Genomic DNA, 12785 nt, shown 5'->3' on the forward strand with positions numbered 1-12785 from the left:
CGGAGGCGGCGGCGTCCTCCAGGGGAGCCTGCCCGAATGCCCCGCACCCGGCCCGGCGCCCGCGGCGCCGGGCCGGCGAGGCCCGCGGCCGTGGTGGGGGCTCGGGGGATCTTCCCCGCCACGGCCGTCACGCAGCACAACGCGGTGACGAGCGCCCGGGTTACGCCTTCCACCAGGACAGATATCGCCCGAACGGCCGTACGGGCCACTGCTGAGGTTGCCGCGGACGGAACACTCCATTTGACTTTTCCTTTACGGGTGTGTCCGTTCGGAGGTGGCGCAGATGTTCTCGGCCCGAAGCCTGTTCCAGGAGATCGTCGACAACGACGACTCCTACCGCCTGTTCTGCTCCATCGCGGCCAGCGGTGAGGCCCAGGGCGGCTGGGAGAACGGCAGGATCGCCGCCCTCATGCCCGCCTCCATGCGCGAACTGGCGCCCAAGGTCACCCGGCACGGCGCCGACGAGGACAAGCACGGCCGGATCTTCCACGCCCTGCTGCGCAAGCGCGGCCTGACGCCCACCGACGTCCCCGGGGAGACCGACTACACCGCGCTGCTGGAGCGGCAGGGCATCGGCCTGGCGCACGACAAGCTGCGCCGCGACGAGCCGCTCACCGAGCTCGACATCATCACCTACCTCGCCCACAGCCGGGTCACCGAACAGCGCGCCGTCGACCAGATGGTGATGCTCAACAAGCACTTCGGCCACCACCCCGAGGTGGGCAAGGCGATCAAGATGATCTCCCACGACGAGGACAACCACCTCGCGTACTGCCACGAGGAGCTGCTGCGGCTGGCCCGCCTCGGCCACGGCCGGGCCATCCAGCGGATCCTGCACGACAGCGCGCACGCCGAGATCGTCGTCTACCGGGACGTCAGCCTGGCCGTGATGGACCACATGGGCCGCATCCTGAAGTGGCCGACGACGAAATCCGGCGCGCTCACCGCCGGGATCCGGGCGATGTACGGCTATGAGCGACTGGGCGGCTGGCGGCGGATGGTCAGCCTCCGGATGCCCGAGCGCAGGGACCCGCTGGGCGGCCCGGCCACCTCGGCGCCGGAGTTCGCCTGAGCCCTCCGGCGGGCCCGTCCGGCCGGCGGCCCGGCGCCTCCGGCCGTCCGGCCGTCCGGCCCCGTGGCGTCACAGCCAGCCGCGGCGCTTGAACAGCCGGTACAGCGACACCTCGATGATGACCATCACCAGCAGCACCGCCGGATAGCCCAGATGCCACTTCAGCTCCGGCATGTAGTCGAAGTTCATGCCGTAGATGCCGGCGATCAGGGTCGGTACGGCCGCCAGCGCCGCCCAGGCCGAGATCTTGCGCATGTCGTCGTTCTGCCGTACGCCCATCTGCGCCAGATGGGCCGAGAGGATGTCCGAGAGCAGCCGGTCCAGGCCCTCCACCGACTCGTTGGCGCGGGTCAGATGGTCGTCGACATCGCGGAAGAAGGGCCGGGCGTGGTCGTGCACGAACGGCACCCCGGGGTTCTGGAGGAGAGTCATCGGCGCCGCCAACGGGCCGGTCGCCCGCCGGAATTCGAGCACCTCACGCTTGAACGCATAGATCTCGGCAGCGGTGTTCTTGGTGTCCCGGCGCACCGGAGCGAACACCTCCGCCTCCAACTCCTCCAGATCCAGCTGGAGTTCGGCGGCCACCTCGATGTAGTGGTCGACCACCGCGTCACAGACCGCGTACAGCACCGCCCCCGGGCCGTGCCGGAGGATCTCCCGGTGCTCCTCCAGCCGCCGGCGCACCGCCGCCAGCGGGCTGGCCTCACCGTGCCGGACGGTGACCACGAACGCGTCGCCCAGGAAGACCATCACCTCTGACGCGGTCACCGTGGCGGCCTCGTCGTCGTAGGTGATCGGCTTCAGCACCATGAACAGCGAGTCGTCGAAGACCTCCAGCTTGGGCCGCTGATGCGCCTTGAGCGCGTCCTCGACGGCCAGCGGGTGCAGCCCGAATTCGCTCCTGACGAGAGCGAACTCCTCCTCCGTCGGCTCGTGCATCCCCAGCCACAGGAAAGCGTCCCCCTTGGCCCGGGCCTCCTCCAGCGCACGGGAGAAGTCGGCCGCACACTCCGCGCGGCGGCCGTCCCGGTAGATGGCGCTGTCCACGATCACACTTGGCATTCTCGCTCGTCACAGCGCCACCTGCCAGGAACACCGGTGAGGAACGTAGGGTGGCGCTCATGCCCACGCTGATCCTGCTGCGGCACGGCCGCTCCACCGCCAACACCGCCGGAGTGCTCGCCGGGCGGGCGCCCGGCGTCGCCCTCGACGAGCGTGGCGTCGCCCAGTCCGCCATGCTGCCCGCACGGCTCTCCCAGGTGCCGCTGACCGCCGTCGTCTCCAGTCCGCTCCAGCGCTGCCGGGAGACCGTGGCGCCGCTGCTGGACGCCCGGCCGTGGCTCTCGCTGCACATCGAGGACCGGATCAGCGAATGCGACTACGGCGACTGGTCGGGCCGCAAACTCGCCGAGCTGGGCGACGAGCCGCTGATGGAGGTCGTCCAGCGGCACCCGTCCGCCGCCGCCTTCCCCGGCGGCGAGTCGATGCGCGCCATGCAGGCCCGCGCGGTGGACGCGGTGCGCGACTGGAACGCCCGTATCGAGGAGGCGCACGGCCCCGAGGCGGCCTACGTCATGTGCTCGCACGGCGACATCATCAAATCCCTGGTCGCCGACGCGCTGGGCATGCACCTCGACCTCTTCCAGCGGATCTCCGTCGAGCCCTGCTCGGTCACCGCGATCCGCTACACCCGGCTGCGTCCCTACCTCGTACGGCTCGGGGACACCGGGGACTTCGGATCGCTCGCGCCCAGGGAGGACGGCGGCAGCCCGGCGGCCGAGCGGGACGCGGCCGTCGGCGGTGGTGCGGGAGCAGCGTGATCAGTCGGCGCAGTAGGGTGGTGCGACGGCGCTGCCCGCCACGCACCTGCGATCCGCGCAGTGACCGCAGGACGTGCAGCGACCGCAGTGACCCCGCAGTCGAGCAATCGGAGCAGGACGTTGTCCCGTCAGGTGTTCTTCTACGACGCGCCGGACCGCTTCGTGGCCGGTACGGTCGGGCTGCCTGGCCGCCGTAGTTTCTACCTCCAGGCCACCGCCTCCGGCCGCACCACCAGCGTCGCCCTGGAGAAGACCCAGGTCGCAGCCCTCGCCGAGCGGATCGACGAGCTGCTGGACGAGGTCGTACGGCGCAGCGGCGGCAACGCCCCGGTGCCCGCCGTCTCGCCCACCGAGCTGTCCGACACCGCCCCGCTGGAATCGCCCGTCGAGGAAGAGTTCCGGGTCGGCACGATGGCGCTCGCCTGGGACGGCGAGGACGAGCGGATGATCGTCGAGGCCCAGGCCCTGGTCGAGCTGGACGCGGACAACGACGAGGACCTCGCCGACGCCGAGGAGCGGCTGCTCCAGGACGACGAGAACGGCCCGCCGATGCTCCGGGTGCGTCTCACCGGAACCATGGCCAGGGCGTTCGCCAAGCGGGCGCTGGAAGTCGTCAACGCCGGCCGCCCGCCGTGCCCGCTGTGCAGCCTGCCGCTCGACCCGGAGGGACACGTATGCCCGCGCCAGAACGGATACCGACGGGACGCCTGAGCGCCATGGAGCCCGCAGTCGGGCCGGCCGCGCCGCTGCCCGGTCCCGCCGAGGCGCAGGACCCGCCGCCGGCCGCACCGGAGCCCACCACCGGCCTGCCGGACGCCGTGCTCGCCGACGGTGAGCTGACCGTACGCGGCCGCATCCAGGAGGCGTCCAACGCCGTGCTCTACTGCACGGTCGCCCACGACGGCCACACCGCCTCCTGCGTCTACAAGCCGGTCGCGGGCGAGCGCCCGCTGTGGGACTTCCCCGACGGCACGCTCGCCCAGCGCGAGGTCGCCGCGTACGAGATCTCCCGCGCCTGCGGCTGGGATCTGATCCCCCCGACGGTGCTGCGCGAGGGCCCGTACGGGACCGGGATGGTCCAGGAGTGGATCGATCCGCCGGAGAACAGCGACGAGGTGCCCGAGCTGCTGGCGCTGGTGGAGGACGAGGAGCCGGCGCCGGGCTGGAAGGCGGTCGGCCTCGCGCAGATCGGCGACGGCCGTACGGCGCTGCTGGTGCACGCCGACCATCCACGGCTGCGGCGGCTCGCGGTGCTCGACGCCGTGATCAACAACGGTGACCGCAAGGGCGGCCATCTGCTGCCGGGCGCCGGCGGACAGTTCTTCGCGATCGACCACGGCGTGACGTTCAACGCCGAGGACAAGCTGCGCACGCTCCTGTGGGGGTGGGCGGGGGAGCCGCTGACCGACGAGGCGCTGGAGGCCCTGCGCAACCTGGAGCGGGAGCTGGCGGACGGCACGCCGCTCGCCGCCCGACTGGCCGAACTGATCACGGATGACGAGACCGACGCGCTGCGGGCGCGGGTGGCCGCGCTGCTGAGCAGTGGCCGGCACCCGGAGCCGAGCGGCGAATGGCCCGCCATTCCCTGGCCGCCCGTGTGACATCCGGGCGGGGCGCCGTCCGGCATCGCCGGACTTCCCTTGCATGTTCGGCCGCCGCACACAAGACCGCCTTTCCGGCCAGACCTCTGATCCGGTTCGTATGCGGAACATCCGTCCGGTTAGGCTCAGGGCATGCATGCATGGCCCGCTTCTGAGGTCCCCGCCCTGCCTGGCCAGGGCCGCGACCTGAGGATCCACGACACCGCGACCGGCGGACGGGTAACCCTCGACCCCGGTCCCGTCGCCCGTATCTACGTCTGCGGCATCACGCCGTACGACGCCACCCACATGGGGCACGCGGCGACCTACAACGCGTTCGACCTCGTTCAGCGCGTGTGGCTCGACACGAAGCACCAGGTTCACTACGTGCAGAACGTCACCGATGTCGACGATCCGCTGCTGGAGCGGGCCGTGGCCACCGGCGACGACTGGACGGCGCTCGCCGAGCGGGAGACCGCCCTCTTCCGCGAGGACATGACGGCCCTGCGGATGCTGCCGCCCCGCCACTACATAGGCGCCGTCGAGTCGATACCCGGCATCGTCCCGCTGGTGGAGCGGCTGCGCGAAGCAGGCGCCGCCTACGAGCTGGACGGCGACACCTACTTCTCCGTCGAGTCCGACGCGCACTTCGGCGAGGTGTCCGGCCTGGACGCCGCGGCGATGCGGCTGCTGTCCGCCGAGCGCGGGGGCGACCCGGAGCGCGAGGGCAAGAAGAACCCGCTCGACCCGATGCTGTGGATGGCCGCCCGTGACGGCGAGCCGAGCTGGGACGGCGCCTCGCTGGGCCGCGGCCGGCCCGGCTGGCACATCGAGTGTGTCGCCATCGCCCTGGACCACCTCGGCATGGGCTTCGACGTCCAGGGCGGCGGCTCCGACCTCGCCTTCCCGCACCACGAGATGGGCGCCTCGCACGCCCAGGCGCTCACCGGCGAGTACCCGTTCGCCAAGGCGTATGTGCACGCCGGGATGGTGGCCCTGAACGGTCAGAAGATGTCCAAGTCCAAGGGCAATCTCGTCTTCGTCTCCACGGTGCGGCGCGACGGCACCGACCCGGCGGCGATCCGTCTGGCGCTGCTCGCGCACCACTACCGCGCCGACTGGGAGTGGACCGACGCGGTGCTGACGGAGGCCGAGGAGCGGCTGGCGCGCTGGCGTGCCGCGGTCTCCCGTCCCGACGGCCCGTCCGCCGACGCTCTCCTGGAGGAGATCCGTACGGCGCTCGCCGACGACCTGGACTCCCCGGCCGCCCTTGAGGCCGTGGACCGCTGGGCCGCCGCGCAGGCGTCCGGCGGCGGCACCGACGAGGGCGCTCCCGGCCTCGTCTCCCGCGCGGTCGACGCGCTCCTCGGCGTGGCCCTGTGACGGCCGCCCGCTGACCGTCGCCTTCCGTCCTACGGGGCGCTTCCGCCGAGTGGCGGGGGCGCCCCTTTTACTGCCCCCGCCTCGAACCCGCCCCCGCCCCGCCGGCCAGAAGTCCAGCAACGGGACCCGAGAGTCCATGGTCGCCGCGCCCGGCGGCGCGCTAGAGCTGCGGGCATGAGGAAACCAACAGGACTGCGGGCGGCGGTCGTTGCCGCGCTGCTCGGGCTCGCGGCGGCCGTCGCGGGGCCGGTGGGCAGCGTACGGGCCGACGGCCCCGCACCCGCACAGACCGTCGGCGACATCACCGGCTTCACGGCGGACGGGCCCGTCTACCGTCTGCACGCCGGCCGCGCCGAGGCCCGCGTCAGCTTCGTGACGGACCGTACCTTCCGCGTCGAACTCGCCCCGGACGGCACGTTCTCCGACCCCACCGGCAAGGACATCGTGCTGCCCCAGGGCGCGCCGCCCGCCACCCACTGGCGGGACGCCGGGGACGCCTACGAACTCAGCACCTCCCAGGTCACCCTGAAGGCCTTCAAGGCGCCCCTGCGCTTCGAGCTGCGACGGGCCGACGGCTCGCTGGTGTGGTCCGAGGCGAAGGGGCTGAGCTGGGACGACAAGACCACCACGCAGACCCTTGCGCGCGGCGCCGACGAGCAGTTCTACGGCGCCGGCATGCAGAACGGGCGCGGCAACACCTCCCACCGCGGGCACACCGTCGAGGTCGGCGTCGACTACCACTGGGACGACGGCGGACACCCCAACTCGGTCCCGTTCTACCTCTCCTCCGCGGGGTACGGCGTCTTCCGCAACACGTACGCGCCCAACACCTACGCCTTCGAGCAGCCGGTGACGACGCGCGCGAAGGAACGGCGCTTTGACGCTTACTACTTCGCCGGGCCGAGTGCCAAGGACGTCATCGGCCAGTACACCTCGCTGACCGGAAAGCCCTTCCTGCCACCGGTGTACGGCCTGGAGATCGGCGATTCGGACTGCTATCTGCACAATGCGAACCGGGGGGAGCGGCACACCCTGGACTCCTTGCAGATCGCCGACGGGTATGTGCAGCACGACCTGCCCAACGGCTGGATGCTGGTCAACGACGGCTACGGCTGCGGCTACGAGAACCTCGCCGAGACCTCGAAGGGCCTCGGCGAGCGGAAGATGAAGCTCGGCCTGTGGACCGAGGACGGTATCGGCAAACTCGCCGACCAGGTCAAGGCCGGCCAGCGGATCGCCAAGCTGGATGTCGCCTGGGTCGGCGACGGCTACAAGTTCGCGCTGGACGGCTGCAAGGACGCGTACCGGGGCATCGAGGACAACAGCGACGCGCGGGGCTTCACCTGGGCCCCGGAGAGCTGGTCGGGGGCGCAGCGCTGCGGTGTCCAGTGGTCCGGTGACCAGAGCGGCACCTGGGACTACATCCGCTGGCAGATACCGACCTACGCGGGCGCGACGCTGTCCGGACTCGCCTACACGACCGGCGATGTCGACGGCATCTTCGGCGGCAGCGCCAAGACCTACGTCCGCGATCTGGAGTGGAAGTCCTTCCTCCCGGCGATGATGACGATGGACGGCTGGGCCGCCAGTGACAAACAGCCCTACCGCCGCGGTGAGCCCTACACCTCCATCAGCCGGAAATATCTGAAGCTGAAGGAGTCGCTGCTGCCGTACATGTACTCCTACGCGGCGGAGGCGACCCGGACCGGCGTGGGCCCGGTGCGCCCGTTGTCGCTGGAGTACCCCGACGACCCGAAGGCCGCCACCGACGCCGCCAAGTACGAGTTCCTGACCGGCCAGGACTTCCTCGTCGCGCCCGTCTACAAGGACAGCGACACCCGCGACGGCATCTATCTGCCGAGGGGCACCTGGGTCGACTACTGGTCAGGACGCACCTACCAGGGTCCGGCCACGGTCGACGGCTACAGCGCCCCGTTGGACACTCTGCCGCTGTTCGTCAAGGCCGGTGCCGCCGTGCCCATGTGGCCGGGCATCAGGTCGTACCAGGACCGGACGGCACACTCGCCGCTCGCCTGGGACATCTATCCGCAGGGCCGCTCCTCGTTCACGCTCTACGAGGACGACGGGGTGACCCGTGCGCACCGGGACGGCCACAGCGCCACCCAGCGGGTGCGGGTGGCGGCGCCGCGCTCCGGTGGCGGCGACGTACGGATCGACGTCGGCGCCTCCCGGGGCTCGTTCCGCGGCAAGCAGACGGCCCGGCCGTACCGTTTCACCGTGCACACCGGGGACGCGCCGCGCGGCGTCGCGCTGGACGGCCGGGCGTTGAAGCGGCTGCCTTCCGCGGGCGCGTTCGAGGCGGCGCGGGAGGGCTGGTTCCACGACCCGGCCGACCGCGCGGGCGTCGTCCGGATCAAGACCGCCTCCCGCCCCACCGACCGCGCCTTCGGGCTGAAGCTGACGGGCGCGAGCGCGGTCGGCGGCAGGACTCCGGGCGCGGCGGTCACGGTCACCTCACCGGGCGGCCAGGAGGTGACCAAGGGCGCGGCGACGACCGTACGGACGGCCGTCACCGCGGGAACCCGTACGGCACACGGGGTGTCGGTGTCGCTGTCCGCGCCGGACGGCTGGACCGTCTCGGCGCCGGTGCGCCACGCACGGATCGCCGCAGGAACCACCCGGCACGACGCACTGACGCTCACCGCGCCCAAGGACGCCAGGAGCACGGACCCGGTCACGGTCACCGCGACCGTCCGCTACCGCTCGGCCGGCGCGCCGCGGACGGCGGTGCACCGCTTCGAGGTGCGGCCCGTACCGCCGGCGCCCAGCGGCGACACCTGGGCGAGCGATCTGGAGTGGCTGAGCGAAGCCAATGGCTACGGGCCGGCCGAACGCGACCGCAGCAACGGCGAGTCGGGGGCGTCGGACGGCCATCGGCTCACCCTCGCCGGGAAGACGTACGACAAGGGCATCGGGACACACGCCGACTCGGACCTGGAGTTCTTCGCCGGCGGGCGCTGTACGTCCTTCACCGCGGACGCCGGGATCGACGACGAGATCGCCGACTACGGGGAGGCCGCCTTCTCGGTGGAGGCGGACGGCAAGGTGCTGTGGACCTCACCGAAGCTGACCGGGAAGTCCGCGCCCGTGGCGGTGGATGTGCCGCTCGGCGGGGCCCGGCACGTCCGGCTCAAGGTGACCGATACGGACGGCAAGAAGTCCGGCGATCACGGCGACTGGGCGGGGGCGCGCTTCCACTGCTCGGGATGACCGCGGTCCGCACCGGGCGGGCGGAGTGACGCACGGGGCGCCGGACCGGCTCGATGGCCGGTCCGGCGCCCCTGGTGCGCTGTGGTGTGCGCTCCGCGCGCTCAGCTGCCGGTGTCCTCCGGGCCGTCCTCAGGCTTCGGGGAATCGGCGGACTCCGGCTTCGGGGAATCGGTGGAACCGGCGGAGTCCGGGCCCCCGGAGGGGTCGGAGGTGTCCGCGGAGCCCTTGCCCGTGTCCTTCGGTCCCGTACCCGTCTCGTCGCCGGGCTTCGGCTCGCGCGGCTCCTTGGACACCGGGCGGGGCGGGCGGGTCCGGCCGCTGGTGGAGTCGCGGAGGTAGGAGCTGTCGCGTCCTTCGGTGAGCCCGCCTTCGGTCGCCACGCCGGGACCGGCCTGCGGGTCACGGCGGCGCAGATAGCGCTCGAACTCGCGGGCGATGGCCTCGCCGGACGCCTCCGGGAGGTCCGCGGTGTCCCGCGCCTCCTCCAGCGACTGGACGTACTCGGCGACCTCGCTGTCCTCGGCCGCCAGCTGGTCCACGCCCAGCTGCCAGGCGCGGGCGTCCTCGCTCAGCTCACCGAGCGGGATCCGCACGTCGAGGAGGTCCTCCAGGCGGTTGAGCAGGGCGAGGCTGGCCTTCGGGTTGGGCGGCTGGGAGACGTAGTGCGGCACCGCCGCCCACAGGCTCACCGCGGGGACGCCCGCGTGGGTGCAGGCTTCCTGGAGGATGCCGACGATGCCCGTCGGGCCTTCGTAGCGCGACTCCTCCAGATCCAGCCGGCCGGCGAGATCCGCGTCGGAGGTCACCCCGCTGACCGGCACCGGGCGGGTGTGCGGGGTGTCGCCGAGCAGCGAGCCCAGCACCACCAGCATCTCCACGCCCAACTCGTGGGCGAAGCCCAGGATTTCGTTGCAGAACGAGCGCCAGCGCATGCTGGGCTCGATACCGCGGACCAGGACGAGATCGCGGGTCCGCCCCTTGCCGTTCGTGTCGCCGACGCGGACGACGGAGAGCCGGGTCGTCGGCCAGGTGATCTTGCGTACGCCGCCGTCCAGGAAGACGGTGGGACGGTTCACCTGGAAGTCGTAGTAGTCCTCCGCGTCCAGCGCGGCGAAGACCTCGCCCTTCCATTCCCGGTCCAGATGTGCGACCGCGGCGGAGGCGGCGTCGCCGGCGTCGTTCCAGCCTTCGAACGCGGCCACCATGACCGGGTCGATCAGCTCGGGCACCCCCTCGAGCTCGATCACCCAGCGCCTCCTTCCGACCGGTCCGGCCGCCTGGGGCGGCCGCCGGCAGCAGTTCCATTACGTGCGTTCCCCAGACTACGGCGTCCGTGGTGCCGGTCCGCAGCCCCTTTGCGTGAAGGGGTCGCGATTCATCCGATCTGTTGCGGGGGCTGTTCGGTCAACTTCCGTACAGGGTCTGGACGCTGCCTTGGCGGCGGGTCTATACATCGGATGACCCGGAAAGGTCCGATGTTCTTCCGCAACATCTCAGGGGGCATGCGCATGGCTGTGACCGACACCGTCACCGGGCTGGAGGTCCACGACGTCCGCTTCCCCACCTCGGAGCAGCTCGACGGCTCGGACGCCATGAACCCGGACCCCGACTACTCCGCCGCCTATGTCGTGCTGCACACCGCCGGCGGACCTCCGGGACACGGCCTCTGCTTCACGATAGGACGCGGCAACGATGTCATGGCCGCCGCGATCCGGTCCCTCGCGCCGTACATCGTCGGCCGCCCCGTGCCCGCCACCGCCGCCGCGCTCGCCGCACTGCACCACGACCTCACCCATGACTCCCAGCTGCGCTGGCTCGGCCCCGAAAAGGGCGTGATGCAGATGGCGGCCGGCGCGGTGGTCAACGCCGCCTGGGACCTGGCCGCGGCCCGGGCCGGCCTGCCGGTATGGGAGTTCCTCGCCGCGCTGACACCCGAGGAACTGGTCTCCCTCGTCGACTTCCGCTACCTCTCCGATGCCCTGACCCCGGGCGAGGCGCTGGCCATCCTGCGCGCCGCCGCACCCGGCCGGGCCGAGCGCGCCGCCCGCCTCAAGGCCGAGGGCTACCCCGCCTACACCACCTCGCCCGGCTGGCTCGGCTACGACGACAGCAAGCTGGTGCGGCTGGCGAAGGAGGCGGTGGCCGACGGCTTCGGGCAGATCAAGCTGAAGGTGGGGGCCGACCTCGACGACGACCGGCGGCGGCTGCGGCTGGCGAGGGACGCGGTCGGCCCCGGGGTACGGATCGCCGTCGACGCCAACCAGCGCTGGGACGTGGCCGAGGCGGTCCGCTGGATGACCGCACTCGCGCCGTACGCCCCGCACTGGATCGAGGAACCGACCAGCCCGGACGACGTCCTGGGGCATGCCGCGGTGCGTTCGGGCCAGCCCGTGAAGGTCGCCACCGGCGAGCACGTCGCCAACCGGGTGGTCTTCAAACAGCTGCTCCAGGCCGGCGCCGTGGACTTCGTCCAGATCGACGCGGCGCGGGTGGCCGGGGTCAACGAGAACCTCGCGATCCTCCTGCTGGCCGCGAAGTACGGCGTACCGGTGTGCCCGCACGCGGGCGGGGTCGGGCTGTGCGAGCTGGTGCAGCATCTGGCGATGTTCGACTACGTGGCGGTGTCCGGCAGTTGGGAGGACCGGGTGATCGAGTACGTCGACCATCTGCACGACCACTTCAGCGATCCCGTTGTCGTCGAGCGCGGCCGCTACCGCGCCCCGGCCGCGCCCGGCTTCTCGGCCCGGATGAAGCCCGCGTCGGTCGCCGCCCACCGTTTCCCCGACGGGCCCGTGTGGCGCGCCCGTCGGCCCCCGCAGAGCCGGCACGGCGAACAGGAGGTCCCCGCATGAGTTCCGGACCGCACCACGGCCGCGCGCCGGCCGACTTCGAGGGGATGACCGCACTCGTCACCGGCGGCGGCTCCGGCATCGGGGCGGCCACCGCCGCCCTGCTGCTGGCGCGCGGCGCCACGGTCGCCGTCCTCGACCGGGACCCCTCCGGCGCGCCCGCCGGGACGATCCGGGTCAAGGGCGATGTCACCTCCGACGCCGCGGTACGCGCCGCCGTCGACGAAGCGGTGGGGGAGCTGGGCGGTGTCCTGCACACCCTCGTCGGCAATGCCGGGATCGGCGCCGTCGGCACCGTCGAGGACAACGACGACGCGGAGTGGAGCCGGGTCCTGGACGTGAACGTGCTGGGCCTGGTGCGCACCGCCCGCGCCGCGCTCCCGGCGCTGCGCCGTGCCGCCGCCGACGCCCCGGGCCGGGTCTCCGTCACCCACACCTGCTCCATCGCCGCCACCGCCGGCCTGCCGCAGCGCGCGCTCTACAGCGCCAGCAAGGGCGCGGTCCTCTCGCTGACCCTCGCGATGGCCGCCGACCACCTCCGCGAGGGCATCCGCGTCAACTGCGTCAATCCGGGGACCGCCGACACCCCGTGGGTCGCCCGGCTGCTGGACCGGGCCGACGACCCGGCCGCCGAACGCGCCGCCCTCCACGCCCGCCAGCCGATGGGCCGGATGGTCACCGCCGACGAAGTGGCCGACGCCATCGCCTCGTTGGCGTCCCCGGCCGCCTCCGGCATCACGGGGACGGCGCTCGCCGTGGACGGCGGGATGCACGGGCTGCGGCTGCGGCCCGCCACCTGACCGGCCACGACCCGTACCGCGCCCCGCATCCCAGCCGCACACCACGACCG

10 protein-coding genes are annotated in these 12785 nt (G+C 72.2%); 8 read left to right on the plus strand and 2 right to left on the minus strand.

Annotated features, from left to right (window positions below):
* Window positions 1-283 precede the first annotated feature (283 nt).
* Window positions 284-1072 (plus strand): ferritin-like domain-containing protein, encoded by a 789-nt coding sequence (locus tag M8I34_RS06805; RefSeq protein ID WP_250048367.1) that lies wholly within the window; start codon window positions 284-286, stop codon window positions 1070-1072.
* A 69-nt stretch (window positions 1073-1141) separates the two neighbouring features.
* Here M8I34_RS06805 and corA read toward each other — a convergent pair whose 3' ends face one another.
* Window positions 1142-2134, minus strand: coding sequence for a magnesium/cobalt transporter CorA (gene corA, locus M8I34_RS06810; protein ID WP_250048372.1), 993 nt, complete (start codon window positions 2132-2134; stop codon window positions 1142-1144).
* 59 nt (window positions 2135-2193) lie between these two features.
* Between corA and M8I34_RS06815 the strand changes: the two genes are divergently transcribed.
* The 5 genes from M8I34_RS06815 to M8I34_RS06835 all read left to right on the plus strand — a co-directional run bounded on the left by M8I34_RS06815 (window position 2194) and on the right by M8I34_RS06835 (window position 9086).
* Window positions 2194-2892, plus strand: a complete 699-nt coding sequence (locus M8I34_RS06815; protein WP_250048374.1) for a histidine phosphatase family protein — start codon at window positions 2194-2196, stop codon at window positions 2890-2892.
* 120 nt (window positions 2893-3012) lie between these two features.
* Window positions 3013-3603: a DUF3090 domain-containing protein gene (locus M8I34_RS06820; protein ID WP_244415824.1), complete on the plus strand. Its 591-nt coding sequence runs from the start codon at window positions 3013-3015 to the stop codon at window positions 3601-3603.
* Between the two features lie 5 nt (window positions 3604-3608).
* The gene (locus M8I34_RS06825; protein WP_250048377.1) at window positions 3609-4493 is read left to right on the plus strand and encodes an SCO1664 family protein; all 885 of its coding nucleotides are present in this window, start codon (window positions 3609-3611) and stop codon (window positions 4491-4493) included.
* A 132-nt stretch (window positions 4494-4625) separates the two neighbouring features.
* Window positions 4626-5855, plus strand: coding sequence for a cysteine--1-D-myo-inosityl 2-amino-2-deoxy-alpha-D-glucopyranoside ligase (mshC, locus tag M8I34_RS06830; RefSeq protein ID WP_250048378.1), 1230 nt, complete (start codon window positions 4626-4628; stop codon window positions 5853-5855).
* Between the two features lie 174 nt (window positions 5856-6029).
* Window positions 6030-9086 (plus strand): NPCBM/NEW2 domain-containing protein, encoded by a 3057-nt coding sequence (locus M8I34_RS06835; RefSeq protein ID WP_250048379.1) that lies wholly within the window; start codon window positions 6030-6032, stop codon window positions 9084-9086.
* Between the two features lie 101 nt (window positions 9087-9187).
* Here the strand turns inward: M8I34_RS06835 and M8I34_RS06840 are convergent, their stop codons facing one another.
* Window positions 9188-10333, minus strand: coding sequence for a PAC2 family protein (locus M8I34_RS06840; RefSeq protein ID WP_250048380.1), 1146 nt, complete (start codon window positions 10331-10333; stop codon window positions 9188-9190).
* A gap of 261 nt (window positions 10334-10594) precedes the next feature.
* On the opposite strand from M8I34_RS06840, the gene M8I34_RS06845 reads away from it, so the two are divergent.
* Window positions 10595-11938: an enolase C-terminal domain-like protein gene (locus M8I34_RS06845; protein ID WP_284050037.1), complete on the plus strand. Its 1344-nt coding sequence runs from the start codon at window positions 10595-10597 to the stop codon at window positions 11936-11938.
* Window positions 11935-12735, plus strand: coding sequence for an SDR family NAD(P)-dependent oxidoreductase (locus M8I34_RS06850; protein WP_250048382.1), 801 nt, complete (start codon window positions 11935-11937; stop codon window positions 12733-12735). Before M8I34_RS06845 ends, M8I34_RS06850 begins: the two co-directional genes overlap by 4 nt.
* The last annotated feature ends 50 nt before the right edge of the window (window positions 12736-12785 follow it).

Origin of the sequence: Streptomyces sp. MCA2, from assembly GCF_023544705.1 — a bacterium.
GTDB classification, from domain to species: Bacteria; Actinomycetota; Actinomycetes; order Streptomycetales; family Streptomycetaceae; genus Streptomyces; species Streptomyces decoyicus.